29 protein-coding genes are annotated in these 24,776 nt (G+C 63.3%); 13 read left to right on the plus strand and 16 right to left on the minus strand.

The window, feature by feature from the left end; all coding sequences use genetic code 11:
- Positions 1–16: 16 nt before the first annotated feature.
- The 4 genes from EJ070_RS24225 (at position 17) to EJ070_RS24240 (ending at position 2,781) form a co-directional block, all read left to right on the plus strand.
- Positions 17–856, plus strand: a complete 840-nt coding sequence (locus EJ070_RS24225; protein ID WP_126093602.1) for an RNA methyltransferase — start codon at positions 17–19, stop codon at positions 854–856.
- A gap of 80 nt (positions 857–936) precedes the next feature.
- Positions 937–1,536: a hypothetical protein gene (locus EJ070_RS24230; RefSeq protein ID WP_126093603.1), complete on the plus strand. Its 600-nt coding sequence runs from the start codon at positions 937–939 to the stop codon at positions 1,534–1,536.
- 116 nt (positions 1,537–1,652) lie between these two features.
- Positions 1,653–2,453 (plus strand): glutamate racemase, encoded by an 801-nt coding sequence (murI, locus tag EJ070_RS24235; RefSeq protein ID WP_126093604.1) that lies wholly within the window; start codon positions 1,653–1,655, stop codon positions 2,451–2,453.
- A gap of 145 nt (positions 2,454–2,598) precedes the next feature.
- Entirely contained in the window at positions 2,599–2,781 is a 183-nt protein-coding gene (locus tag EJ070_RS24240) for a DUF3008 family protein (protein WP_126093605.1), read from the plus strand.
- Between the two features lie 88 nt (positions 2,782–2,869).
- Here the strand turns inward: EJ070_RS24240 and EJ070_RS24245 are convergent, their stop codons facing one another.
- Positions 2,870–3,073 carry a hypothetical protein gene (locus tag EJ070_RS24245; RefSeq protein ID WP_126093606.1) on the minus strand — a complete coding sequence of 68 codons (204 nt, stop codon included), beginning with the start codon at positions 3,071–3,073 and terminating at the stop codon, positions 2,870–2,872.
- A gap of 413 nt (positions 3,074–3,486) precedes the next feature.
- On the opposite strand from EJ070_RS24245, the gene rpsD reads away from it, so the two are divergent.
- The 3 genes from rpsD (at position 3,487) to EJ070_RS24260 (ending at position 5,944) form a co-directional block, all read left to right on the plus strand.
- Positions 3,487–4,104: a 30S ribosomal protein S4 gene (gene rpsD / locus EJ070_RS24250; RefSeq protein WP_126093607.1), complete on the plus strand. Its 618-nt coding sequence runs from the start codon at positions 3,487–3,489 to the stop codon at positions 4,102–4,104.
- Between the two features lie 111 nt (positions 4,105–4,215).
- The gene (gene ttcA / locus EJ070_RS24255) at positions 4,216–5,127 is read left to right on the plus strand and encodes a tRNA 2-thiocytidine(32) synthetase TtcA (RefSeq protein WP_126093608.1); all 912 of its coding nucleotides are present in this window, start codon (positions 4,216–4,218) and stop codon (positions 5,125–5,127) included.
- A complete protein-coding gene (locus EJ070_RS24260; RefSeq protein WP_126093609.1) occupies positions 5,117–5,944 on the plus strand; it encodes an inositol monophosphatase family protein in 828 nt (275 codons plus the stop codon). Before ttcA ends, EJ070_RS24260 begins: the two co-directional genes overlap by 11 nt.
- A 16-nt stretch (positions 5,945–5,960) precedes the next feature.
- On the opposite strand, the gene EJ070_RS24265 is transcribed toward EJ070_RS24260, so the two are convergent.
- From EJ070_RS24265 to EJ070_RS24290, 6 genes are all read right to left on the minus strand, one after another.
- Positions 5,961–7,160, minus strand: coding sequence for a multidrug effflux MFS transporter (locus tag EJ070_RS24265; RefSeq protein WP_189350692.1), 1,200 nt, complete (start codon positions 7,158–7,160; stop codon positions 5,961–5,963).
- Positions 7,161–7,349: 189 nt separating this feature from the next.
- Complete coding sequence (grxD, locus tag EJ070_RS24270; protein WP_059185116.1) at positions 7,350–7,685, minus strand: Grx4 family monothiol glutaredoxin; 336 nt, start codon at positions 7,683–7,685, stop codon at positions 7,350–7,352.
- 151 nt (positions 7,686–7,836) lie between these two features.
- Positions 7,837–8,070 (minus strand): BolA family transcriptional regulator, encoded by a 234-nt coding sequence (locus EJ070_RS24275; RefSeq protein ID WP_126093611.1) that lies wholly within the window; start codon positions 8,068–8,070, stop codon positions 7,837–7,839.
- Between the two features lie 116 nt (positions 8,071–8,186).
- Positions 8,187–8,711, minus strand: coding sequence for a hypothetical protein (locus EJ070_RS24280; RefSeq protein WP_126093612.1), 525 nt, complete (start codon positions 8,709–8,711; stop codon positions 8,187–8,189).
- Positions 8,708–10,939: a phosphoribosylformylglycinamidine synthase subunit PurL gene (gene purL, locus EJ070_RS24285; RefSeq protein WP_126093613.1), complete on the minus strand. Its 2,232-nt coding sequence runs from the start codon at positions 10,937–10,939 to the stop codon at positions 8,708–8,710. Before purL ends, EJ070_RS24280 begins: the two co-directional genes overlap by 4 nt.
- A gap of 142 nt (positions 10,940–11,081) precedes the next feature.
- Positions 11,082–12,491, minus strand: a complete 1,410-nt coding sequence (locus tag EJ070_RS24290) for a PLP-dependent aminotransferase family protein (RefSeq protein WP_126093614.1) — start codon at positions 12,489–12,491, stop codon at positions 11,082–11,084.
- A 94-nt stretch (positions 12,492–12,585) separates the two neighbouring features.
- On the opposite strand from EJ070_RS24290, the gene EJ070_RS24295 reads away from it, so the two are divergent.
- Positions 12,586–12,828 carry a DUF1127 domain-containing protein gene (locus EJ070_RS24295; protein ID WP_126093615.1) on the plus strand — a complete coding sequence of 81 codons (243 nt, stop codon included), beginning with the start codon at positions 12,586–12,588 and terminating at the stop codon, positions 12,826–12,828.
- A gap of 17 nt (positions 12,829–12,845) precedes the next feature.
- Here EJ070_RS24295 and EJ070_RS24300 read toward each other — a convergent pair whose 3' ends face one another.
- The 3 genes from EJ070_RS24300 to purQ are packed head-to-tail and all read right to left on the minus strand — an operon-like array spanning position 12,846 to position 14,606.
- Positions 12,846–13,475, minus strand: coding sequence for a Pr6Pr family membrane protein (locus EJ070_RS24300; protein ID WP_126093616.1), 630 nt, complete (start codon positions 13,473–13,475; stop codon positions 12,846–12,848).
- Positions 13,476–13,482: 7 nt separating this feature from the next.
- Positions 13,483–13,893 (minus strand): hypothetical protein, encoded by a 411-nt coding sequence (locus EJ070_RS24305; protein WP_126093617.1) that lies wholly within the window; start codon positions 13,891–13,893, stop codon positions 13,483–13,485.
- A gap of 44 nt (positions 13,894–13,937) precedes the next feature.
- A complete protein-coding gene (gene purQ, locus EJ070_RS24310; RefSeq protein ID WP_126093618.1) occupies positions 13,938–14,606 on the minus strand; it encodes a phosphoribosylformylglycinamidine synthase subunit PurQ in 669 nt (222 codons plus the stop codon).
- Between the two features lie 117 nt (positions 14,607–14,723).
- Here purQ and EJ070_RS24315 point away from each other — a divergent pair, with 117 nt between their 5' ends.
- Positions 14,724–15,470: a hypothetical protein gene (locus EJ070_RS24315; RefSeq protein ID WP_126093619.1), complete on the plus strand. Its 747-nt coding sequence runs from the start codon at positions 14,724–14,726 to the stop codon at positions 15,468–15,470.
- A gap of 224 nt (positions 15,471–15,694) precedes the next feature.
- Here the strand turns inward: EJ070_RS24315 and purS are convergent, their stop codons facing one another.
- Both purS and purC read right to left on the minus strand, forming a co-directional pair.
- Complete coding sequence (gene purS, locus EJ070_RS24325; protein WP_126093620.1) at positions 15,695–15,937, minus strand: phosphoribosylformylglycinamidine synthase subunit PurS; 243 nt, start codon at positions 15,935–15,937, stop codon at positions 15,695–15,697.
- Positions 15,938–15,996: 59 nt separating this feature from the next.
- Positions 15,997–16,791: a phosphoribosylaminoimidazolesuccinocarboxamide synthase gene (gene purC, locus EJ070_RS24330; RefSeq protein WP_126093621.1), complete on the minus strand. Its 795-nt coding sequence runs from the start codon at positions 16,789–16,791 to the stop codon at positions 15,997–15,999.
- 277 nt (positions 16,792–17,068) lie between these two features.
- Here purC and EJ070_RS24335 point away from each other — a divergent pair, with 277 nt between their 5' ends.
- Positions 17,069–17,389: a DUF1476 domain-containing protein gene (locus EJ070_RS24335; RefSeq protein WP_126093622.1), complete on the plus strand. Its 321-nt coding sequence runs from the start codon at positions 17,069–17,071 to the stop codon at positions 17,387–17,389.
- A gap of 157 nt (positions 17,390–17,546) precedes the next feature.
- Positions 17,547–18,320 (plus strand): HpcH/HpaI aldolase/citrate lyase family protein, encoded by a 774-nt coding sequence (locus EJ070_RS24340; protein ID WP_126093623.1) that lies wholly within the window; start codon positions 17,547–17,549, stop codon positions 18,318–18,320.
- 19 nt (positions 18,321–18,339) lie between these two features.
- On the opposite strand, the gene EJ070_RS24345 is transcribed toward EJ070_RS24340, so the two are convergent.
- Positions 18,340–18,897, minus strand: coding sequence for an alpha/beta hydrolase (locus EJ070_RS24345; protein ID WP_126093624.1), 558 nt, complete (start codon positions 18,895–18,897; stop codon positions 18,340–18,342).
- A 205-nt stretch (positions 18,898–19,102) separates the two neighbouring features.
- On the opposite strand from EJ070_RS24345, the gene EJ070_RS24350 reads away from it, so the two are divergent.
- Together EJ070_RS24350 and EJ070_RS24355 are read left to right on the plus strand one after the other, a co-directional pair.
- Positions 19,103–19,915, plus strand: a complete 813-nt coding sequence (locus EJ070_RS24350) for a VOC family protein (RefSeq protein WP_126093625.1) — start codon at positions 19,103–19,105, stop codon at positions 19,913–19,915.
- A gap of 156 nt (positions 19,916–20,071) precedes the next feature.
- Positions 20,072–21,202, plus strand: a complete 1,131-nt coding sequence (locus EJ070_RS24355) for an IS481 family transposase (protein WP_126091168.1) — start codon at positions 20,072–20,074, stop codon at positions 21,200–21,202.
- 185 nt (positions 21,203–21,387) lie between these two features.
- Here the strand turns inward: EJ070_RS24355 and EJ070_RS24360 are convergent, their stop codons facing one another.
- The 3 genes from EJ070_RS24360 to EJ070_RS24370 all read right to left on the minus strand — a co-directional run bounded on the left by EJ070_RS24360 (position 21,388) and on the right by EJ070_RS24370 (position 24,737).
- Positions 21,388–22,692 carry an IS4 family transposase gene (locus tag EJ070_RS24360; protein ID WP_126090313.1) on the minus strand — a complete coding sequence of 435 codons (1,305 nt, stop codon included), beginning with the start codon at positions 22,690–22,692 and terminating at the stop codon, positions 21,388–21,390.
- 269 nt (positions 22,693–22,961) lie between these two features.
- On the minus strand, positions 22,962–24,269 hold the full coding sequence (purB, locus tag EJ070_RS24365; protein WP_126093626.1) for an adenylosuccinate lyase: 1,308 nt from the start codon (positions 24,267–24,269) through the stop codon (positions 22,962–22,964).
- A 60-nt stretch (positions 24,270–24,329) separates the two neighbouring features.
- A complete protein-coding gene (locus EJ070_RS24370; protein ID WP_245464660.1) occupies positions 24,330–24,737 on the minus strand; it encodes a hypothetical protein in 408 nt (135 codons plus the stop codon).
- Between the last annotated feature and the right edge of the window lie 39 nt (positions 24,738–24,776).

A 24,776-nucleotide genomic window follows, 5' to 3' on the forward strand; every position in this document is an offset into this window, starting at 1 on the left:
CCGGTTACCGAAAGCCATGCCAACCGCAAAAGACCCCGCCAAGACCACCGGACCGGCGATCATCCTCGTCGAGCCGCAACTCGGCGAGAACATAGGCATGGTCGCCCGCGCCATGGCGAATTTCGGCCTTTCCGAGCTGCGCCTGGTCAATCCGCGCGACGGCTGGCCGAGCGAGAAGGCGCGGGCCGCCGCCAGCCGCGCCGACCATGTCATCGATGCAACGAAGGTGTTCGACGATCTGGCCTCGGCGGTCGCCGATCTCAACTTCGTCTTCGCCACCACGGCACGCGAGCGCGACGGCTTCAAACCGGTGCGCGGTCCCGTGGAAGCGGGCAGGGCGCTGAGAGCCCGCGTCGAGGCCGGGCTGCGCACCGGAATCCTGTTCGGCCGCGAGCGCTTCGGCCTCTATAATGACGAGGTCGGCCTTGCCGACGAGGTCGTCACTTTTCCTGTCGATCCAGGCTTTTCCTCGCTCAACATCGCGCAGGCGGTGCTTTTGATGTCCTATGAGTGGATGAAGTCCGGTCTTGCCGACGAGACCGCGACCAATTTCTCCGGACCGGAGCTGGTTCCGGCGACCAAGGAACAGTTGCACAGCCTGTTCACCTATCTGGAAGGCGCGCTCGAGGCGCGCGGCTATTTCCGGCCGGAGGAGAAGAGGCCGAAGATGGTCGACAATCTGCGCGCCGTGCTGACGCGGGCAGGATTCGCCGAGCCGGAACTGAAGGTGCTGCGCGGCATCATCTCGTCGCTCGACCGGTTCTCTCCGGCAATGCCGCGCGGCGACGGCTCGCCGGGAGACGATCCGAGGCGGCTGCCGGCCGCACGGAAACGAGTGGCGGACAAAGAAAGTTAAAATCTGTAAGCCCTGAGCCTTCGAAGTAACCGAATATTATTCGGTTTTGATCCATCGTTATTGCAACGGTGGGGTGGCATATGTTCACGTCCAATATCGGCCGTCTGCGTTTCTTCTTCTATTCGTTCGCTCTGTTCATAGCGGAGGCGGTGGCGATCGTGCTCTGCATTGCCGCAACGATCGGCTTTGCGGGATTGATCGATTCGATGCCGGGTTCGTCGCGGCAGGGCCTGGCCGGCGCCGCGCTTATTGTGTCTCTTCTCTTCGTTGCGCTGCGCGGCAACATCGCCTGGCGCCGCAGCCGCGATGCCAACGGGGCCAAGTGGATCCTTTGGGCCTACATCGTCCTTTCCGCCATCTACGCCTTCCTGCAGGCCGGCACGCTGCTGGTGATCGATTTCGGCAATCCGGAAAGCACGCCAAGCGGCCTGAACCTGCTCGGCCTCTCCATTTTCGGCCTCTGGTGCACGATCCTGTGGGCGAAGCCTGTCGCCGGCAGCAATATCAATGAGTTGACAGAGGTTTTCGATTTCGAAGGTTCGTTGCCGGCACCAACTCGCGCCGAGCGCACGACAACGAGCGTCGCTACCGCTGCGCCGCGCGCTGCCGCGCGTTCCGCGCCGGCGCCGCAGCCGTTTGGCCGGCCGAAGCCCGCGGGGTTCGGCAAGCGCGGGCTCTGAGCAATTTCAAGACTGCGCAAAAGCTGCTGGCATTTGCCACTTCAACACCATGATCGTTCAAGATAGAAGCGCCTTGGCCAAATCACGGGCCAAGGTCTGCTTTTGGTCCGATGACAATGAATGATCGATCAAGCCACAGCCCGATCCTGATGTTCGATTCCGGTATCGGCGGGCTGACGGTGCTGCGCGAGGCACGCGTCCTGATGCCGGACCGTCGCTTCATCTATGTCGCCGACGACGCGGCATTTCCTTATGGTGCTTGGGAAGAGCCGGCGCTCAAGGAACACATCCTTTCGCTGTTCGGCAAATTGCTCGACCGCCTGCAGCCGGCGATTTCGGTCATCGCCTGCAACACCGCTTCGACCCTGGTGATCGATGCGCTGCGCGAAAAATTCCCCGGCCATCCCTTCGTCGGCACCGTGCCGGCGATCAAGCCGGCCGCGGAGCGCACGCGTTCCGGCCTGGTCTCGGTGCTGGCGACGCCGGGCACGGTGAAGCGCCAATACACGCGCGACCTGATCAGCAAATGGGCGCAGAAGTGCCATGTCCGGCTGGTCGGCAGCGACAGGCTGGCGGGTTTGGCGGAGATCTACATGCGCGAGGGCTTTGTCGATGAGGAGGCCGTGCGCGCCGAGATCGCGCCCTGCTTCATCGAGCGCGACGGCATGCGCACCGACATCGTCGTGCTCGCCTGCACGCATTATCCGTTCCTCGCCAACCGCATGCGCAAGACGGCGCCCTGGCCGGTCGACTGGATCGATCCGGCGGAAGCCATCGCGCGACGGGCCATGTCGCTGCTCGAACCCGTCAGCGAACCGTCGGGGGAGAACGAGGCCGACATCGCGGTCTTCACCTCGGGCAAGGTGGATTTCGCCACGAAACGGCTCATCCAGGGCTTTGGATTGACCGCAGGCTAAAGCGCATCGCGATCTTTCAGGTTCGCTCCTTGCGCTTCAGGTTTTTGATTGCCCCGAACCGGTTCCCACTTTCGGGAGATACGCGTTAGCGCTGGAACTGCGGCCTGTGCCGCAGCGTTCTCCTCACAGCAAAGGAGGATCCACCATGCCTGCCACATCACAAGCTCAGCAAAAGGCGGCCGGCGCGGCACTCGCGGCCAAACGCGGCGAGATCAAGAAAAGCGAGCTCAAAGGCGCATCGCGCGAGATGTATGAATCGATGAGCGAGAAGCAGCTCGAGGAATTCGCCGAAACCAAGCGCAAGGGCCTGCCCAGCAAGAAGTCGTGAGCTGCCGCCAGGTCGGAGTCGGGCACCGGATTGAAAAAGCCCGCGGGATAGCCGCGGGCTTCGCCTTGTTGGGCTCAAAGCAACCAACTTACCGGCGCCACCAGCAGTGCCGTACCTTGTAACGAACGACGTAGCGGTGGCCGTGACGCCATACGACTCTTTTCTTCACCACGACGCGGCACACCTGCGTGTGGCTGTGCCAGTGCCTTGCCATGGCGGGCGCCGGCGTCATGATCGCCATCGACCCCGCCAACACCGCGGCGCCGGTCAAGGTAAGGAAGAACTTCTTCATGGGAATTCGGACTCCTCTGCTTCAGTCCCTTCATCAAGTGTCAGGGCAAAGCTACGTCCCGAAATGGTTGCGCCCCCACCCTGATGCCGTCGGCGTCCGCCACATCCGGCACCGCATGCAACGCAGAATGGTATAGGGTCGGCCGTTGCGTCGCCAGTCACAAGCTTGACAGCGGTTAAATCTCTGTTTAACAGGCCATCAACACCGGGTGGCGACGCCCGGTGGTTTCTTTTGCATGGGCAAGATCTCACCGGCGTGCCGGCGGTCTTGTTCGAACTGACGTGTCCCGTGGGCTTTTCCGTCGCGTTGCGTGGAAAACCCTGTCAGGTCTCGAAAACGGAGGCCAGAGGAGGGCGCGTTTCCTTCACCCGGAGCCATGGGGTTCCGGGTATATTGTTTTGAAAGGGAATGCGATGAGCAAGCGCGAATCCGCGAAATACAAGATCGACCGCCGTCTTGGCGAAAACATCTGGGGCCGCCCGAAGTCTCCGGTCAACAAGCGTGAATACGGCCCCGGCCAGCATGGCCAGCGCCGCAAGGGCAAGCTTTCCGACTTCGGCCTGCAGCTGCGCGCCAAGCAGAAGCTGAAGGGCCACTATGGCGACGTTTCGGAAAAGCAGTTCCGTAAGGTCTATGAGGAGGCCAACCGCCGCAAGGGCGATACTTCCGAGAACCTGATCGGCCTGCTGGAATCGCGCCTCGACGCGATCGTCTATCGCGCCAAGTTCGTGCCGACCATCTTCGCCGCCCGTCAGTTCGTCAACCACGGCCACGTCAACGTCAACGGCAAGCGCACCAACATCGGTTCGTACCGCTGCAAGCCGGGCGATGTCATCGAGGTGCGCGAGAAGTCGAAGCAGCTCGTCATCGTGCTGGAATCGGTGGGTCTCGCCGAGCGTGACGTGCCGGACTACATCGAGGCCGACCACAACAAGATGACCGCGACCTTTGCCCGCGTTCCTGGCCTGTCGGACGTGCCGTTCGCCGTGCAGATGGAACCGAACCTGGTCGTCGAATTCTATTCGCGCTGATCGAAAGCCGGTCAGCAACGCGATCGAAGGCCGCCCACGAGGCGGCCTTTTCTTTGTCGGCCAGGTCCGCTAAGCCGGGCGGCAACCAGGACCCCGTGGGGCATTTGCACCATGAACATGCTGCCAGATACCAAATCACTTGGCATCAAATCGCTTGAACCGATCGCCGACGAGCCGGAGGGCGGGTTTCATCCGCTGTTCCGCGATGTGCCGTCCTCGGTCGAGTTCAACAAGCTGCGCAAGCGGCTGTTGAGGCTCACCCGTCAGGCGATCGAAGACTTCGCCATGGTGAAGCCCGGCGAGCGCTGGCTGGTGGCGCTTTCCGGCGGCAAGGATTCCTACGGCCTGCTTGCCTTGCTGCTCGACCTCAAATGGCGCGGCCTGCTGCCGATCGAGCTGCTCGCCTGCAATCTCGACCAGGGTCAGCCGAACTTTCCAAAGCACATCCTGCCGGACTATCTCAACGCCAACGGCATTCAACACCGCATCGAGTACCAGGACACCTATTCGGTGGTCACAGACAAGCTGCCCGAGGGCAGCACCTATTGCTCGCTCTGCTCGCGGCTGAGGCGCGGGCACCTCTACCGCGTCGCGCGCGAGGAGGGGTGCGCCGCCCTGGTGCTCGGCCACCACCGAGAGGACATCCTCGAAACCTTCTTCATGAACCTCTTCCATGGCGGGCGTCTCGCCGCCATGCCGCCCAAGCTGATCAATGACGAGGGCGACGTCATGGTTCTGCGCCCGCTCGCTTATTGCGCCGAGGCCGATCTCGAGAAATTCGCCGGCGCGATGAATTTCCCGATCATCCCCTGCGACCTCTGCGGCAGCCAGGAAGGGCTGCAGCGCAACGCCATGAAGGCGATGCTCGACGACATCGAGAAGCGCATGCCCGGCCGCAAGGACACGATGATCCGCGCCATGACGAATGTGCGGCCTTCGCACCTGCTTGACCGAAAACTGTTCGACTTCGCCGCGCTCGATGCGCGTCTCACCACAGGGCAAGACATTTCCGATGACGTTTGACGACCGTGCGATCGACTGGCTGGCCGATCTTCTCGCCGATGCAGCCAGGGCCGAGATCATGCCGCGCTTCCGGCGGCTGGGCGAGGGCGATGTCCGCCAGAAGACCTCGGCCGCCGATCTGGTGACCGAAGCGGACGTCAATGCCGAACGGCTGATCACCGCCAGGCTGCGCGAGCGTTACCCTTCGGCGATGATCGTCGGCGAGGAGGCCTGCTCCGACAATCCGGCCTTGCTCGCCGGTCTGGGCGATGCCGAACTTGCCTTCGTCATCGATCCGGTCGACGGCACCTTCAATTTCGCCTCCGGCGTGCCGCTGTTCGGCGTCATGCTGGGCGTCGTCGTCAATGGCGAGACGGTCGTCGGCATCATCCACGACCCCATCGGCAAGGACTGGCTGATCGGCGCCAAAGGCGCGGGCAGCCATATCCGCCATGCGCATGGCGCGCTGGAAAAGGTGCGGGTTGCGGCGCCTGTGCCCATCTCGCAGATGACGGGCGCGGTCTCGTGGCAGTATCTGAAGGAACCGGAGCGCTCGCGGCTCGCGCGCAACCATACCAAGGCGCTGTCGCAGTTCGGCTACCGCTGCGCGGCGCATGAATACCGGCTGCTGGCGAGCGGGCATGCGCATTTCGTCGTCTACAACAAGCTGATGCCCTGGGATCACCTGGCGGGCGTGCTGATCCACCAAGAGGCCGGCGGCCATGCCGCGCGCGTCGACGGCAGCGCCTATCTGCCGTCGCATGTCGACGGCGGGCTGCTTGTCGCGCCGGACAAGCAAAGTTGGGACGAACTGCGCCGCGAGCTCTGGGCCGACTGACCCAAGCGCTAAAACCTCACACCGGCGGGTTGTGCGGTTGGAACAGCCGTCCGCGCTCGGCGACCAGGATCATCAGCAACGCCGCGACCGACACGCTGCAGAAGCCGGCGGCTAAAGGCGTGACAGTGCCGTTATAAGCCTGGCCGATCAACGTGCCGAGAATGCCGCCGAGAAAAGTCTGCATGAAGCCGAGGATGGAGGACGCCGTGCCGGCGAGCTCGCCGAGCGGCTCCATGGCTAAAGCGTTGAAATTCGCGCCAAGGCAGCCGAACGGAACCATCGCCCCGGCGAAGAAGGCAATGAACAGCCAGAGCGGCATTTCAATCTCCAGCGAGACGACGAGCCAGATCAAACTGATGCTGAGAAACAAGAGCAGCGCGCTCTGAGACAGGCGGCGCATGCCGATCCGGCCGACGAGCCGCGCGTTGAGGAAGTTCGAGAAGGCGAGCACGCCCGCGACGCCCGCGAAGATCAGCGGGAACAGCTCACCGACATGGAAGACGTCGAGATAGATCTGCTGCGCCGAATTGATGAAGCCGAACATGGCGCCGAAGATGAAGGTGCTGGCGAAGGCGTAGCAAAGCGCGATGCGGTTGGTGAGCACGATGCGGAAGCCGCCGACAACCGCGTTGATCGTAAGCGGGCGGCGGTATTCCGGATGCAGCGTCTCCGGCAGGCGCAGCAGCGACCATGTCGACACGATCAGCGCGCCGACGGCCATGGTGACGAAGATCCAGTGCCAGGTGGCGAAAAGCATGATGAACTGACCGATACCGGGCGCGACGACAGGGATCGCCATGAACACCATGAAGATCAGCGACATCACCTCGGCCATGCGGCGGCCCTCGAACGTGTCACGTACGATCGAGACGGCGATGACGCGCGTCGCGGCGGCGCCGACGCCTTGCACGGCACGGCAGGCAAGCAGCGCGGCGAAGGTCGGGGCAATCGCCGCGGCAGCCACTGCCGCGACATAGATGATAAGGCCGGCAACCAGTGGCGCACGGCGCCCGAAACGATCGGAGATCGGACCGAAGAAAAGCTGCCCGCCGCCGAAGCCGAGGATGTAGGCGGTGATGACGTATTGGCGATGGTTTTCATTCTCGACGCCGAGCGAGGCGCCGATCTGCTGCAGGGCAGGCAGCATGATATCGATAGCCAGGGAGTTGAGCGCCATCAGCGCCGCGCAGAGCGCAATGAATTCCCAGCGCGGAATGGGCAGAGCCCGTTGCGACGCTTCTATCTGCTTGTCCACGGCAAAATCCGATCTTTCAAACGAAGATGCGCCGGTGGACCGGCGCATCAGTTCGTTTCGTTCCCGGAGTCGGGAACTGCATTGCCGAGGTGGGGGCGGCCCCGGGCGCCCGTGGCCGCCGGCTAAATTGCCGGCCGCCGCGGGCTCAACTCAGGCGGCGCCTTTGACGCTGACGCCCTTTTCGACCAGGAAGTCCTGCAACTCGCCGGCCTGGAACATCTCGCGCACGATGTCGCAACCACCGACGAACTCGCCCTTGACGTAGAGCTGCGGAATGGTCGGCCAGTTGGAATAGTCCTTGATGCCCTGGCGCAGTTCCGCCGAGTCGAGCACGTTCACGCCTTTGTAGTCGGCCCCGATATAATCGAGGATCTGCACCACCTGGCCGGAAAACCCGCACTGCGGGAAGCCGGGCGTGCCCTTCATGAAAAGCACGACGTCGTTGCTCTTCACCTCGTTGTCGATGTAGTCGTTGATGCCGGTCATGGACGATCCTTTCACGCCTGTGGGAGCCAGGCTCGAAACATGTCCATCAAATAAACCCATAGGTTGGCCGAAACAAGACGTTAGCCGTGACGCTACCGCGATGGCGCAAGGGATAACGCGGTTTTGGGCTAAGGCAGAGTGGCGATAGGTCTCAGTCCGGAACGCTGGTCTGCAGGGCCAGCGCGTGCAGCACGCCGCCCATATTGCCCTTCAGCGCGTCGTAGACCATCTGGTGCTGCTGCACCCGGCTTTTGCCGCGGAAGCTTTCGGCCACCACCTCAGCCGCGTAGTGGTCGCCGTCGCCGGCCAGATCGCGAATCGTCACCTTGGCGTCCGGAATGCCCTGCTTGATCAGCCGTTCGATGTCGTGCGCGTCCATTGCCATGAAAAAATCCTGTTTTCTCGCCGGGGAGCGGTGCAGCAGCCCGTGCGATGAGAGTCGGTACTGAGCGTAGAACCTTTCCGGTCCGGATTGAAGCCGTTCCATCCATGACCGAGGGCTCATGGGACATCCTGGTGCGGATGAGCCGCATCGTCGGCGGGCGCGTCCTCACGCGTCAAGAAGGCGCGGCCAAGGCTGAAGGTCAGCACATAGAGCGGGACGTTGATCGCGATACCGACTACCGGCAAGTAACTCGTCCATTGCCAGGCCGGGGAGAAAAACGGCTGGCCGTAGCCATCGCACATAAGCGAGGAACCATACGCCCAAAGCACTCCGATGACGATCGTAACGGCAAAGAGCTTGGCGCAGGTGACGATCTGCCTTGCCCGAGCCAGCTCCGGCAAAAGCCGCCCCCACAGGACCAGGCACACTATCGGAACCGCATAGACGAGGCTCTGAACGGCCAGCATTGGAAGGGTGCCGTTGGCCGCGGCAACGAATTCCGATCGCGTTTCCAGCCGCGGACAAACTTCGCTCGAGGTCGTCGACAGCAGGAGAAAGACGAACGGGCCGAGAAACCAGAAAAAGAACAGCGACGGCCAGAAGACGACTGCAAGCAGCGCCCGGGCCGCCAGCCTGGTCAAATGGCCTGATCCATGAAGCGCGGGAACCAGCCCTCATGGGTGGCGGTCAATTCGTTGACCGGGATCGCGCGGGCATCGCCGAGTTTCAGCGTGTCACCGCCGGTCGTGCCGATCCACGGCGCGAAGATACCGAGCTTGCCCTGCTCCTCGCGGATTCTGTCCCATTCGCCGCTTTGCGGGTCGATCGACAGCGTCAGCAGATAGCGGCCCTGGTCCTCGCCGAACCAGACCGGGATCGGGTCGGTGCCGGTAAGACCCGGTATGGTGGCGCCGATGCCGGAAGCCATCGCCATTTCGGCCAGCGCCACGGCAAGCCCGCCGTCCGAGAGGTCGTGCGCGGCGGTGACGATGCCGGAGGCGATCAGCGCCCGTACATGATCGCCGACGCGCTTTTCGTGCACGAGGTCGACCGGCGGCGGCGGGCCGTCGGCGCGGCCATGGATGTCGCGCATATAGACGGACTGGCCGAGATGGCTGCCCCAGCTCGGCGGCGCGCCGACCAGCACGATCATCTGGCCCTCGGCGGCAAATCCGATGCGGGCCATTTTCGACCAGTCGGCGATCAGCCCGACGCCGCCGATGGTCGGCGTCGGCAGGATGCCGCGGCCGTTAGTTTCGTTGTAGAGCGAGACATTGCCGGAGACGATCGGGAATTCGAGCGCGCGGCAGGCATCGCCGATGCCCTTCACCGCGCCGACGAGCTGGCCCATGATTTCGGGGCGCTCCGGATTGCCGAAATTGAGATTGTCGGTGGCGGCAAGCGGCAAGGCGCCGGTGGCGGTGAGATTGCGCCAGCATTCGGCCACGGCCTGCTTGCCGCCTTCATAGGGATCGGCCTCGCAATAGCGTGGCGTGACGTCGGAGGAGAAGGCGAGCGCCTTGGTCGGATGGCTCTCGACGCGCACCACGCCGGCGTCGCCGCCGGGGAGCTGCAGCGAATTGCCCTGGATCAGCGTGTCGTACTGCTCCCACACCCAGCGGCGCGAGGACAGATCCGGCCCGCCAAGCAATTTCAGCAGCGCATCGGCGACATCGGCCTTGGGCGCGTCATTGGCGGCGAGCAGCGCGGGCTTCCTCGTCTCGACCCAGGGGCGGTCATATTCCGGCGCCTGGTCTCCCAGTTCCTTGATCGGCAGGTTGGCGACCTCGTCGCCCTGATGCAACACGCGGAACCGCAAGTCGTCGGTCGTCTTGCCGACGATGGCGAAATCGAGGCCCCATTTGTGGAAGATCGCCTCGGCTTCTCTCTCCTTTTCGGGGCGCAGCACCATCAGCATGCGCTCCTGGCTTTCCGACAGCATCATCTCGTAGGCGCTCATGCGCTCCTCGCGCACCGGCACCTTGTCGAGGTCGAGCTCGATGCCGAGGTCGCCCTTGGCGCCCATCTCCACGGCCGAGCAGGTGAGGCCGGCCGCACCCATATCCTGGATGGCGATGACCGCGCCCGAGGCCATCAGCTCGAGGCAGGCCTCCAACAGGCATTTCTCGGTGAAGGGGTCGCCGACCTGCACGGTCGGACGCTTCTCCTCGATCTTGTCGTCGAATTCGGCCGAGGCCATGGTGGCGCCGCCGACGCCGTCGCGCCCGGTCTTGGCGCCGAGATAGACGACCGGCAGGCCGACACCCTTGGCCTGCGACAGGAAGATGGCGTTGGTCTTGGCGAGACCGGCCGCGAAGGCGTTGACCAGGATATTGCCGTTGTAGCGCGGATCGAAATTGACCTCGCCGCCGACCGTCGGCACGCCGAAGGAATTGCCGTAGCCGCCGACGCCCGAAACCACGCCGGCGACCAGATGCCGGGTCTTGGGATGGTCCGGCGCGCCGAAGCGCAGCGCGTTCATCGCCGCGATCGGCCGCGCGCCCATGGTGAAGACGTCGCGCAGGATGCCGCCGACGCCGGTCGCCGCTCCCTGATAGGGCTCGATGTAGGACGGATGGTTGTGGCTCTCCATCTTGAAGACGACGCAGTCGCCGTCGCCGATGTCGACCACACCGGCATTCTCACCCGGTCCCTGTATGACCTGCGGGCCGCTGGTGGGCAGCGTGCGCAGCCATTTCTTGGAGGACTTGTAGGAGCAGTGCTCGTTCCACATCGCCGAGAAGATGCCGAGCTCGGTGAAGCTCGGCTCGCGGCCGACCAGGTCGAGGATGCGCTGATATTCATCGGGCTTCAGCCCGTGCGCGGCGACGAGTTCGGGAGTGATCGGCACGGAATTGGAAATGGTCATGAGCAGCGATTGGTATCCGTGGGAGGGGGATTTTCTGAGTCTCCTCTTATCGCAAGCTTTCGCGCGATACACCCCACCGGATGACGAAAAACGCCGGAAAACCACTGCGTCGGCGACTGCCCGACGGACAGTGCCGGGCGGATCAGGAAAAACTGTCGTAGCCGGCGCGGCCTTCGTCGAGCAGGCGGCGGATGACCGCGACGCCGCCGGCGACATCCTTGCTGTGCCGGGGTTGCGACACGCCGAAGCGGACGCTGTGGAAGACCTGCTCGGAGCGACCGGCCTTGAACTCGTCCTCGTCGTCGATGAGCACGCCTTGCGCCAGGCTGGCATTCTTGAAGGTGCCGGAGAGCCAGGGATCAGGCAAGGTCAGCCAGACGAAGGGCACATTGTCTCTTGTCTTGAAATCGAACCCAGCCAGCGTCTCGCGCACGATATGGAGACGGGCCTGGATTTCGGCAATGCAGCGCTTGCGGATCTCGCCCGCCTGGCCGGATGTCACCAGCCTGGTACCCACCTCCGCCAGCAGGAAAGGCAGGCCGCCGGTCATCATCTTGTGGGCGACGCGGATGCGGTGGCGGTAGGCCGGCGGGCAGGACAGCCAACCGCCACGCACGCCGGCCGCGACCGACTTCGACAGACCGCCGGCGACGATCGTGCGCTCGGGCGCGTACTCGGCAAGCAGCGGCGTCGGATCGTCGGTCAGCTCGCCATAGAGATCGTCCTCGATCAGCACGACATTGTACGCGCGCGCGATGCGCGCGATCGCCTGGCGCCGTTCCGCCGAAAGCGTCACCAGCGTCGGGTTCTTCGCCGTCGGCATCACGAACATCATCTTGGGGTGTTTTTGCGCGCAGACGCGCTCGAAATCGTCGGGGTCGATGCCTCCATCGTCCGCTGCAACCAAAGCGGTGCGGCGTCCGATCAGTCCGGCGCTGCGCGAGATCTGCGAATAGGTGAGATGCTCGAAGACGACATAGTCGCCGGGCATGGTGAGCGCGGCGATCGCCGCCATCACGGCGGCGTGGGTGCCCAGCGTCGGCACGATTGAATCGGGCGAGGGGCGGAAGGAATTTCGCGCCAGCCAATGGCTGCCCGCCTCGTACCAGCGTTCGGGAAAATCCCTGGTGTAGCTCGAAATGTCGTGGGGATGGTCCTGCGCCGTCCGCGCCAAGATTTCGGCGATGACTGCGCCCTGGCCGACATCGGGCGCGGCGGTGCTGTCGAAGCGCAGCTTGCCCGTCGGCGCATCGATGGGGCGTGTGCCCAGGACGGCAGGCTCCAGATCCGGCTTCGAATCTCCGGCGCGTTGGGCGAGCACGTAGGTACCGCGCCCAACTTCGCCGCTCACCAGCCCGCGTTCGCGCAGCAACTGGTAGGCTCTGCCGATCGTGCCGACCGTCGTGCCGATGTCGTAGGCGAGGTCGCGCTGGGGTGGCAGTTTTGCACCGGCATCGATGACGCCCTTGTCGATATCTGACTCAATGCTGTCAGCAAGACGCTGATACAGCGGACCGGAGCCGGAGGAGAGATCGGGGAGCCAATTTGTCATGGTAACAATTTTCTATATTGCACCGTATGATGAGTCAATCGATATGAGATTGCGCGCAGAAAAGGTACAATTCATCAGTCTGGCAGATCGGAAAATGAATACAATTGATACATTCCACCACGGCGGCGCCGAATTGCACAATCGCCCGTCGGTCCGCCGCGGGTTCATCGACCGTATCGTCTTCGTGCTCGGCTCCATCGCCAGGCAGATCGACCGCATGCTGGAGCGCCGCCGCGGGCGCCTGGCACTCCTGGAGATGACCGACGAGCAGCTCAAGGATATCGGCATCTCGCGCTGCGATGCTCACCACGAAGGCATCAGGCCGTTCTGGGAGTGACCGCGCCGGCTTGCGGATCATTTCCGCAGCCGGGCGATGCCGTGATCGACAAGCACGGCGAGCGCGCACAGCACGAGAAACAAAGCTGTCGTGGTCAGCGCCGATATGGCGACGCTGGCCGCGCCGTTCTTGGCCACATCGAGGAAGGGGTAGGGCACCTCGCCGGCGAATGGGGCCCGTATCAACGCATAGGCGAGATAGGCCAGCGGATAGATCATCCACCAGGAGATGTCGCGCCAGCGCGTGCTGCCGTCCGCGCCCGCGATCAGCCACCACAGCACGAAGACGAGCGGCGTCACATAGTGGAGCAGGATATCGCACAGCAGGAACAGGCCTTCCGGCGCCCAAAGGCGCGCCAGTACCGTCGAATAGACGATGAAGACCAGGGTGATGGCTACCGCGACGCCGGCCCGCATGCGCCGCCCGGCGAACGCTGGGAACCAGGCATAGCCGGCGGGTGACAGCAGCGAAGCATACACCAGCACCACCGCAATGTTGGTCAGGATGGTGAAGAAGCTGAAATAGAAGACGATGGAGCCAAACAGGCTGCGGCCCGCCGCCATCGACGCCGGGATGGTGATGGCGAATTGCAGGACAAGCCCTATCAGCCCGATGACCAGTCCCGCCGTCTGCAGGAACCGGCCCATGGTAGGCTCACGCGGCGGCGGCGCAGGACGGATTGCCGGCCTGCCAGCGGGCGATGTCGGCGCCGATGCGCGCGCCAAGCGGTTCGGCCATCAGCGGCCCGAACACGTCCACCTTGCTGGAATTGCCCTGCGCCTGCACGACCAGCAGCGGCTTGCCGCCATAATGCTTGGCCGGCACCAGCAGGAAACGCGGCGTGCCGCTGTAGGAGTTCAGCTCATTGGCCATCTGATAGGATTTGAAGGCTGGATCCTTGCTGGCGATCCAGCATTTATGGGCGGCGATCGCAACCTGCTCCATTGCAAGGAGCGAGGCGCTCTTGCCTGACGGCGCCGGCGTGGACTTCGAGCTGGACTGGCACGATGTCAGCGCAATCCCGGCGGCGGCCACGAGAGCAAGGCGAGCAATCGTCAGTCTCATGGTCAGTCCGCCCCCGCGTTCTTGAAGGAATTGTCTGGGAAGGATCAAGCGGCGATGCCGAGCGCGCCTTCGAACAGCGCCCGTCCGTCGCTGCCGCCATGCGCCGCCTCGATCAGGTTCTCCGGATGCGGCATCAGGCCGAGCACATTGCCCTTGTCGTTGACGATGCCGGCGATGTCGTTGATCGAGCCGTTGGGGTTGGTGCCTTCGGCGTAGCGGAACACCACCTGGCCTTCGCCTTCGAGGCGCGCAAGCGTCTCGGCATCGGCGAAGTAGTTGCCGTCATGATGGGCCACCGGCGAGCGGATGATCTCACCCGGCTTATAGCGGCGGGTGAACATGGTGTTGGCGTTGGCGACCTGAAGCTTCACCTGCCGGCAGACGAACTTCAGCGAGGAATTGCGCATCAGCGCGCCAGGCAGCAGCCCCGCCTCGACCAGGATCTGGAAGCCGTTGCAGACGCCGATGACCATGACGCCCTTGGCGGCCTTCTCAGCCACCGCCCGCATCACCGGCATGCGCGCGGCGATCGCCCCGCAGCGCAGATAGTCGCCGAAGGAGAAGCCGCCCGGGATGGCGATCAGGTCGACGTCGGGGATTTCGGTGTCGGTCTGCCAGACGGTCGCCGGCGCCTGCCCGGAAATCTTGGTCAGCGCCGCGATCATGTCGCGGTCGCGGTTGAGGCCAGGCAGGAGGACGACGGCTGATTTCATGGGATGTCCAATTGACTCAAGAGGCGTATCCAACTTTGGCGTACCGGCAGCGCAATTGCGGGTCAAGCGAAGGTTAAGGCTTTTAAGCTATTTGGCGCGTTGAATTGGGCGACGCACTTGAAAAGCGGCTGGGAACTGAAGTTCGACGATCGACGCTGGGCCTCTGGGATCGCCGGGGCAATTGTTCTGCTTATTTCCGCATTTGTATATGCGTTCTTCTCCCAGGCGGACGCCACTTTTGCGACGGCATTCTCAAAGACATTTTCTTTGAAAGCCGATCTCGGCCGATGCTCTTCGTCCTTTGCAGATCTAATTATGGCACAGATCGTGTATGCACTGGCGACCTGTCTCGTGCTTTCGGGGCTTGCGATTGCGATGGGTGTCGCCGCCATCACCGACACCCCCAACAGGTCGAGGTACCTCAAGCTTCTCCTGGCAACATTGGCGTTCCTGCTCTTGTTGCTCGCGTTTGCGATGAATGACGATGGATTTTGGCTTAGCTCCACAAGTCGCAGATCTTTCGGGCGACGTTTGAGTTTTGTCGATGCTTGTGTGCAAAGCCACAACACCAATTTCATTCGTCTCTACGTGATGAGTGTCTGGCTTGCTTTCGGCTCCTGGATGCTCATTCTTATGGAGCTTCTATATTTTCGGGCGATACTATTCCGTCGAAATTACGATGAGTTGCCAGAAAATCCACAGCTTCGCGCTGAAATACTAGCAATTCGCTCAAAGTACGGCGCAGTGAATCAGAGGCTGAAGAAGCCGCCATGGACATTCTCGATGCTGGTGTTCGTAGGCCTTCTGCTTACCTTCGTAGTTCATGGGCTCTACAATGTGGCGGTTGTCTTAAGCGCCATCTAGGAAATGTTCGATACGGTCGAGCCGATCGTCGCAACGGGCGAGCATGCCATGGATATTCTTCACATCACCCGCAGTGGCAATGATGTGCCCGTGGATAGAACCCAAGCTCAGATTTGACCTCCGAGAAGTCCTGGGAAAGCTCACCGCGTTGCTGATCCACACGCTTCAAAAGCGCGTAAATCAACTCGTTTGTGACTTCCGCCATCGGCCTCTCTAGCACAACCTCAGGTTATGGCCACACTATAGTTCTCAATCACCGTGTTCGCCAGAAGCTTGTCGCACATGGCCTTGAGATCGGCTTCGGCCTTGGCCTTGTCGGTGCCGGTGAGCTCGATGTCGAACACCTTGCCCTGCCGCACCTGCCCGACACCGTCGAAGCCCAGACCTGACAGCGCGTGCTCGATCGCCTTGCCCTGCGGGTCGAGGACGCCGTTCTTGAGGGTCACGGTAATGCGGGCTTTCATCAATACTCCTGGATGATCCTGGTGCGGGGCGGCGGACCTGCCGTTGCCGGCAGGCCGCTTAATCAGTGCTTCAGGCCTTTCGGCGACTCGGAAGAGGCGACAAGCACGGGCCCCGTGGGGCGCGGCGGCTCGTTCTCGTTCATGATGCCGAGACGGCGGGCGACTTCCTGGTACGCCTCGACCAACCCGCCCATATCGCGGCGGAAGCGGTCCTTGTCGAGCTTGTCCTGGGTCGCGACGTCCCACAGCCGGCAGGAATCGGGCGAGATCTCGTCGGCGACGACGATGCGCATCATATCGCCCTCGAACAGCCGGCCGCATTCGATCTTGAAGTCGACGAGCTGGATGCCGACGCCCAGGAACAGGCCGGACAGGAAGTCGTTGACGCGGATGGCTAAAGCCATGATGTCGTCGATCTCCTGCGGGCTTGCCCAGCCGAAGGCGGTGATGTGCTCTTCCGACACCATCGGATCGTCGAGCGCATCGGCCTTGTAGTAGAACTCGATGATCGAGCGCGGCAGCACCGTGCCTTCCTCGATACCCAGGCGCTTTGCCAGCGAACCGGCGGCGACGTTGCGCACGACCACTTCGAGCGGGATGATCTCGACTTCCTTGATCAATTGCTCGCGCATGTTGAGCCGGCGGATGAAGTGGGTCGGGATGCCCATGCGATTCAGATGGTTGAAAATGTGCTCGGAAATGCGGTTGTTGAGCACGCCCTTGCCATCGACCACTTCGTGCTTCTTCTTGTTGAAGGCGGTGGCGTCGTCCTTGAAGAACTGGATCAGCGTCCCGGGCTCAGGTCCCTCATAGAGGATCTTGGCCTTGCCTTCGTAAATGCGGCGGCGATTTTTCATCTGATTTTTTTCTCTGGATTGGCGGGCAGGCGGCAAGCGACCGGTTCCTGTCCGTCTGCCTAAATTAGTTGCGGCGACGGTGGCGTTCAATGCCGGTGTCTATAGCAATCGTAATGTTTGCTCAATCGGCAAATCCAGCCGATCAACCGGTTTCAGGACTGAAATGCCGCAGCGCAGCATGCGATGTAGCGTATTGACCGGCCGGCAGCCTTTTGGTTTGTGCTGGGTAAGCACACATATTCATCGCCAAGCGAATCGATTTGACCGGAGGGACGTCATGAGCAGCATGAAAGACCGCGAAGAGGGCTTCGAGCGCAAATTCGTCTTCGACGAGGAGCTCCGCTTCAAGGCCGCCGCGCGCCGCAACAGGGCGCTCGGCCTGTGGGCCGCCGAAAAGCTCGGCAAAACCGGCGCCGATGCCGAAACCTATGCCAAGGAGGTGGTCGTCTCCGATATCGAGGAAGCCGGCGACCACGACGTCTTCCGCAAGATCCGCAAGGATTTCGACGCGGCCGGCGTCAACCAGTCGGACCATCAGATCCGCCGCACCATGGATGAGCTGATGGCGCAGGCGATCGAGCAGATCAAGAACGCCTGAACCTTCATGAGCATGGTATCGTCCGAAAACTGCTTCACACTTTTCGGCATCATGCTCTAGCTGGACCAATCGACCGCCCGGCTCAGCCAGGCGGTTTTTCTTTGCCTTGCCGCCGTTTCCGGCTGAAAACTGCGGATTGTTAACAAGGAAAGTTCCGATGTCGCTCAAATCCCGCCTGGCCGCCAACGAAACGCTGTTCACCGCCTGGTCCGGAGTACCGGACGCGCTGACGGTCGAAATCATCGCCAAGCAGGGTTTTGATGCCGTCACGCTCGACATGCAGCATGGCGGCCATCACGAGGACAGCGTGCTGCGCGGCCTCGTGCCGGTGCTTGCCGCCAACAAGCCGGCGCTGGTGCGCATTCCGGTCGGCCGTTTCGACATGGCCAGCCGCGCGCTCGATTTCGGCGCCGAGGCGGTGATCGCACCGATGGTGAATTCGGTGGCCGATGCCAGGCTGTTCGCCGCCGCCATGAAATATCCGCCGATGGGCGAGCGCTCCTGGGGCCCGACCTATGCCTTTCCGCGCCACGGCAAGGGCGATCATGCGGAATGGCTGCGCGACTCGAACCAGCGCACCATGGCCTTCGCCATGGTCGAGACGCGGGCCGCGTTCGAGGCGCTCGACGGCATCCTCGACACGCCCGGCATCGACGGCATCTTTGTCGGCCCGTCGGATTTCTCGATCGCCTGGTCGAACGGCACCACTGTCAATTCGACGCTGGAAAGCATGATGGAGACGGTCGCCTCGATCGCCGAACGGACGCGCAAGGCCGGCAAGCATGCCGCGATCTACGTCATCGAGCCGGCCATTGCCGGCCGCGTCGTGTCGATGGGCTACCGGCTGCTCGCCATGGGTTCGGACCACACGCTGATTTCGCTGGGCGCGAAGACTCTGTTGAAGAGCATGCGGGATTCGATCGGCTCCTGAACCGCCGAACAAAAGAAACTCAAGGTTCCTTCAGTTCGGTCAGGAACTTGGCAAAGGTCATCGAGCCTTCGGGCCATGGCCCGAAGCCTGAGTCCGCGTTGAGATGGCCGGCCTCGCCGGCGTCGATGAACAGCGACCCCCAGGCGGCGGCGATATCCTCGGCGACGTCGAAGGCGCAGAACGGATCGTTACGGCTGGCGATTACGATCGACGGGAAGGGCAGCGCCTCGCGCGAATAGGGCCCGAAGGTCATCAGGTGCCTTGGCCTTATCTCAGGATTTGCGACATCGGGCGGCGCCACAAAGAAGGCGCCGGCGACCGGTTTCTGGAATTGCGGGATAGCCTGCACCGCCGCCGCGACGCCCAGCGAGTGGGCGACGATCACCACCGGCCGATCGGCCTCGTTGACAGCTCTGGCCACGCTTGCCGTCCAGTCCTCGCGCACCGGCTTCGACCATTCGGCCTGTTCGACCCGGCGCGCCGTCGACAGTTTCGACTGCCAGCGGGTCTGCCAGTGCTCGGGGCCGGAATTGGTGTAGCCCGGCACGATGAGAATATCTGCGTCTCTGACTTTCATGGCGCGGATGTAGCGAGCGGCCTTGCCTCATGCAACCATGCCTGTGGGGCGCGGTAGATCACAAGTGTGAACAACCTGTTCGATTCTTTCCATCTTGTGTGAACGATCTCAATCGACGATCTCATGCAGGAGACAAGAACAGATGATCGTGGCACGGGGCTCCTCCAATCGGAGCCCGTCAGATGCCGCCCGAACGGAGAGTTTGATGAGTGAACTGCCCTTTGCCGCGACCACCCCGGTCAGCGTCTCACGCGTCGGGTTGAAGGCGCGCGATGCGGAAAACCTTGCTGCCTATTACCGCGCCGTCGTCGGCCTGCAGGAGTTGAGCCGCGCCGATGGCGCGATCACGCTTGGCGCCGCCGGCCGTCCGCTGCTGGTGCTGGAGCCGGATGCGTCGGCCAAGCCCGACGATCCGCGCAGCGCCGGCCTTTTCCACACGGCGTTCCTGCTGCCGTCGCGCGCCGATCTCGGCCGCTGGATCAACCATGCCGCGGCCAGCAGGATCGCCATCGAGGGCGCGTCGGACCACTTGGTCAGCGAGGCGCTCTACCTCACCGACCCCGAGGGCAACGGCATCGAGATCTATTCCGACCGCCGTCCGCAGGATTGGAAATGGAATGGCGACACAATAGCCATGGCGACCGAGCGGCTGAACCTGCCCGCGGTCGTCGCTAGCGTGCCGGCGGGTGATGCCGGCTGGCAGGGCGCGCCGGAAAACACCATCGTCGGCCACGTGCATCTGCGCGTCGGCCGCCCGGAAGACGCCGAGGCCTGGTGGCGTGACGAGTTCGGTTTCGACACCGTGGCCAAGTATGGCAGCCAGGCGGTGTTCCTGTCGTCAGGCCACTACCATCACCATATCGGCGCCAACGCCTGGCGCAGCGCCGGCGCCGGCCGCCGCGATCCGGGCCGCTCCGGGCTCGCCTGGGTCGAGATGCGCTCGGACAATGTGACGGCCGAGGCTGCGCGCGAAGATCCCTGGGGCACGGTGATCAGGACTGTGCCGGGCAAGGCGTGATCAACGGCTGCGCCTAGCTGGAGCACCCCTCATCCGTCTCGGCGCTAATGCGCCGATCCACCTTCTCCCACAAGGGTGTTTGGACCGGGGACATCGCGAACAGGTGTGCGAAGACATCGCGAACAGTTTTGCGCGTTTTGCGCGAGGGGGTTCGGGATGCCATTCGAGGCCAGAAGCGTGATGAGCCAGAAAGAAGAGTTCGTGAGATTGGCGCTGGCGCCTGGCGCCAATGTGAGCGCGTTGTGCCGGCGCTTCGGCATTGGCCGGACCTGTGGCCACAAGTTGCTTTCGCGCTATCGGATGGAAGGGGCGGCCGGCCTGGCGGAGCAGTCTCGGCGACCACTGTCGAGCCCGGCACGCAGCGCGCCGGAGGTGGAGGCGGCAGCCGTTTCGGTGCGTGTGGCGCATCCAGCCTGGGGTGGGCGCAAGATCGCGCGGGTGCTTGCCCGCGAAGGCATCGGCACGCCGGCGGCCTCGACGGTCACCGGCATCCTGCGCCGCAACGGTATCGAGCTGGGGGCTTTGGGCGGCGGAGCCCAGCCTTTCATTCGCTTCGAGCATGCCGCCCCCAACCACCTGTGGCAGATGGACTTCAAGGGCCACGTTGCCTTGCGCGCCGGCCGGCTGCATCCGCTTACCGTGCTCGACGACCATTCGCGCTTCTCGATCGCGCTGTCGGCCTGCGCCGACCAGACCACCGAAACCGTAAAAGCCCGGCTGATCGCCGCCTTCCGTCGCTATGGCCTGCCGTGGCGCATCGCCACAGACAATGGTCCGCCTTGGGGCGATGGCGGCCGCAACGACTTCACCTTGCTCACCGTCTGGCTGATCGAGATTGGCATCGCCGTCAGCCACTCCAGGCCTTGCCACCCGCAGACGCTCGGCAAGGACGAGCGCTTCCATCGTTCGCTCAAGGCCGAGGCATTGCAGGGACCGCCCTTCGCCAATCTCGCCGAGGCTCAGGATGCATTCGACCAGTGGCGCCACGTCTACAACGCCCAGCGTCCCCACGATGCCTTGGGCGGCGGCGTGCCGCTCGATCGCTACCAGGCCTCGCCGCGCCAGTATCGCGAAACAGTCGAGCCGTTCGAATATGCCAAGGACGATCTCATCCGCCGCGTTCAGCAGCACGGCTTCGTCTCCATTCTCGGCCGAACCATACGCTTGTGCCGGGCCTTCGCCGGAAAGTCCGTCGCTTTCCGCCCCACCGCCACCGACGGCGTCTTCGACGCCTGGTTCAGACATCAGAAAATAGAAACCATCGACCTCAATGCCCTCGCCCGATAGCATGCAAAACTGTTCGCGATGTCTTCGCACACCTGTTCGCGATGTCCCCGGTCCAAACAAAGGGGAGAAGGAAGGCTGCGCCGGCGTTACGGCCAATCGCAGACGCTGGTGATTAGCCTGGATGCAGGCGGCAGGTTCCCCCTTCTCCCCTTGTGGGCTAGCGTGCGCACACATTTGCTTCGGGCTCATTTTTGCGAGGCCAGAACGAAGCCGTGTGTGATGGCGTTGAAGCGTCTGAGGCCGTGGGTGAAGGTGATGGGCCCTGGCGGGCGTTCCTTTTCGTAGCCGTTCCAGCCTCCGAGCCTGGCGATACACCAGGCGGCCCAGGCGAGCGTGTGCGTGGGGTGCGGGTTCTTCTGCTTTTGGGTCTTGCCTTCGAGCTTGGCGATGAGCACTTCCAGGACGGTGATCTCGGTGGGATCGAAGAGGTGTGCGGCCTGGAAGCGCTGGCCCGGCGAACCACGCCCGTGTACGAGTTGCATGACCTTGGTGGCGACGACCAGAGCGGTGGCGGCCAGACGTTCGAGTGCATCGCCGTCGGCGATGAGACTTTCCTCCAGATCGATGGCCTGCGACTTCACGGTCCGAAACAGCTGTTCGACGCTCCAACGCGAGCGATACAGGTCGACGATGCGGCAGGCATCGGCGAGCGTTTCGACGCTGTGGGTGGTCAACAGCCGCCAGATCACCGCGTCCTTGGCCGAAGGTGGATCGATCTCACGCACTTCCACCATGTTGAGCGTGAGTTCGCGCGGATCGCGGCTGTCGGCGCCAAGGCGGGGCTGGCGCAAGCTCACCGCGGTGAAGCGAACGGCCAGTTCGACGGTGCGGGCCGGCCGGCCGGGTCGGGCCTGCAGTTCGAAGGCAATGCGGCCGGCTTCCGGCGTCTTGGCGATCGCGCCGAACAGGCGCTCGCCCCGCGTGCCCAAGGCCCGATCCCGTACAGCGCGGATGAGCACATGGGTGCGCTCGTCGGGCAGCCTTGCAAACACTTCGTAGATGTCGGCCTCGCGGTCGCCGATCACCGTCATCTGCGGCGCGTCGGTCAGCGCCTGGCATGCCGCCTTGGCGGTGCCGATCCACTTGTGGCTTTCCTTGGCTTCGATCGGCAGCGCCTGGTAGTCATCCGCCTTCTCTGCCTCGCGCCGCCAGATCGTGGCGCCTGCAAGGCCAAGGACCGAGCCGTCCACGGCATCCACGGCCAACGCCGGATGCACGAACAGCCCGATATCGGTGCCATTGCCGACACGACCGAGGCCGCGCTTGCGCGAAGCCTTGGCTTCATAGTTGATCTCGCTGCTGTCCTCGATGATCAGCACGTGGCGGCCGGCGGCCAGTTCGGCGGTTCGCGCCGCCGCCGTGCGGATGATCTCTTGCGTGCTCACGTGGCGATTGCGAAACAGGCGTGTGAACGCGACCTTCTCGGCGCGCGTGTCGGCCAGCCGGCGCATGCCCGTGCTGACACGCGCAAACATGCGCTCCAGAACCATGCTCCCCTTTTTTGCAGGCGCAGGTCGCCGAAGTAGCCAAGCAACGAAGCCATCGTCGAAACCTCCAGAATCAACAATGGCGGCTACAGAATCACATACAATTCAACCGCTTCAAGCCATTTTCCGACGGCGCCTCTTCACGCTTGACCACAGCACGAAGCAAATGTGTGCGCACGCTAGCCCCTTGTGGGAGAAGGTGGATTGTCGCGCAGCGACAAGACGGATGAGGGGTGTTCCAGCTTGGCGCTAACGGACGCCTTTGCTCGACCTCAAGCCTTTCCGAACACCCGCTTGAAGATCGTGTCGACATGCTTGGTGTGGTAGCCGAGGTCGAATTTTTCGCGGATATCGGCCTCGGGAAGCGCCGCTGTGACGTCTTTGTCGGCAAGCAGTTCCTCAAGGAAATCAGCGCCTTGTTCCCACACTTTCATGGCGTTGCGCTGCACCAGCCGGTAGGCGTCCTCGCGTGACACGCCGGCTTGCGTGAGCGCCAAAAGCACGCGCTGCGAATGCACAAGGCCGCGGAACTTGTTCATGTTCTTCAGCATGTTGTCGGGATAGACGAGCAGCTTGTCGACGACGCCGGTGAGCCGCGCCAGCGCGAAGTCGAGCGTTACCGTCGCGTCCGGGCCGATCATGCGCTCGACCGAGGAATGCGAGATGTCGCGCTCGTGCCAGAGCGCCACGTCCTCCATGGCCGGCATGGCGTAAGAACGAACCATGCGGGCAAGGCCGGTCAGGTTCTCGGTCAGCACCGGGTTGCGCTTGTGCGGCATTGCCGACGAGCCTTTCTGTCCCGGCGAGAAATACTCTTCCGCTTCCAGCACCTCGGTGCGCTGCAGGTGGCGGATCTCGATCGCGAGGCGCTCGACCGACGAGGCGATGACGCCGAGCGTGGCGAAGAACATGGCGTGGCGGTCGCGCGGGATGACCTGCGTCGACACCGGCTCCGGCTTCAGGCCGAGCTTCTTGGCCACATGCTCTTCGACATAGGGATCGATGTTGGCGAAGGTGCCGACCGCTCCCGAGATGGCGCAGGTGGCGATGTCTTCCCGCGCATGCGCCAGCCGCTCGCGGCAGCGCGAGAATTCGGCATAGGCTTGCGCCAGCTTGACCCCAAAAGTCGTCGGCTCGGCATGGATGCCATGGCTGCGGCCGATGGTGACGGTGTCCTTGTGCTCGAAGGCGCGGCGCTTGAGGGCCGCGAGCAGCGCGTCGATGTCGGCAAGCAGGATGTCGCTGGCGCGGGTGAGCTGTACCGCAAGGCAGGTATCGAGCACGTCGGACGACGTCATGCCCTGGTGGATGAAGCGGGCGTCCGGTCCGACGAATTCGGCGAGATGGGTGAGGAAGGCGATGACGTCGTGCTTGGTGACGCGCTCGATCTCGTCGATCTTGTCGACATCGAATTTGGCGGCGCCGCCCTTTTCCCAAATCGTCTTCGCAGCCTCTTTCGGGATGACGCCGAGTTCGGCCAGCGCGTCGCAGGCATGCGCCTCGATCTCGAACCAGATGCGGAACCGGGTTTCGGGCGACCAGATGGCGACCATTTCCGGCCGGGAATAGCGAGGGATCATCGTTTCTGAGTCCTGCTGGGAGAAGCTTCGGCCGCGTCCTAACAGAGGCCGGCCCAATGCTCAACGCCGCCGTCGCGCAAACCAGATGCTGGCAGCGACAAGTGCCGCGAAACCGAGCGGAAAGTAGAGCCGCACACCCAGGACGACGAACTGGTAGAGCGCCGTCAGCACGGTGAAGACGAACTCGAAGGCCCAGGTCAGCGTGAAGGCAGGCGCGTGCCACTCGGCATAATAGGAGCGGTATTGCAACGCGAACAGGCCTGCGGTGAAGGCGAGCGTGGCGCCGAGCAGGCACACGAATGCGGCGGCAAGCGCGGTTTCCCAGTGGCGGCCGCGCGATACCAGCCTGGCGAGCGTCAGCCCGACCGGAAAGGCAAGCGCGCCGCCGATGAAATACAAAAGCACGACGAAGCGGATCCTGTCAGGCGTCTCCCAGTAGTAGAGATTGACGCAAGCGCTGGCCGCCATCGCAAGGCCCCACAGCAGCGCGCCTAAGACTGCCGTGCG

The sequence above is a fragment of the Mesorhizobium sp. M1E.F.Ca.ET.045.02.1.1 genome, assembly GCF_003952485.1.
Taxonomy (GTDB): Bacteria; Pseudomonadota; Alphaproteobacteria; order Rhizobiales; family Rhizobiaceae; genus Mesorhizobium.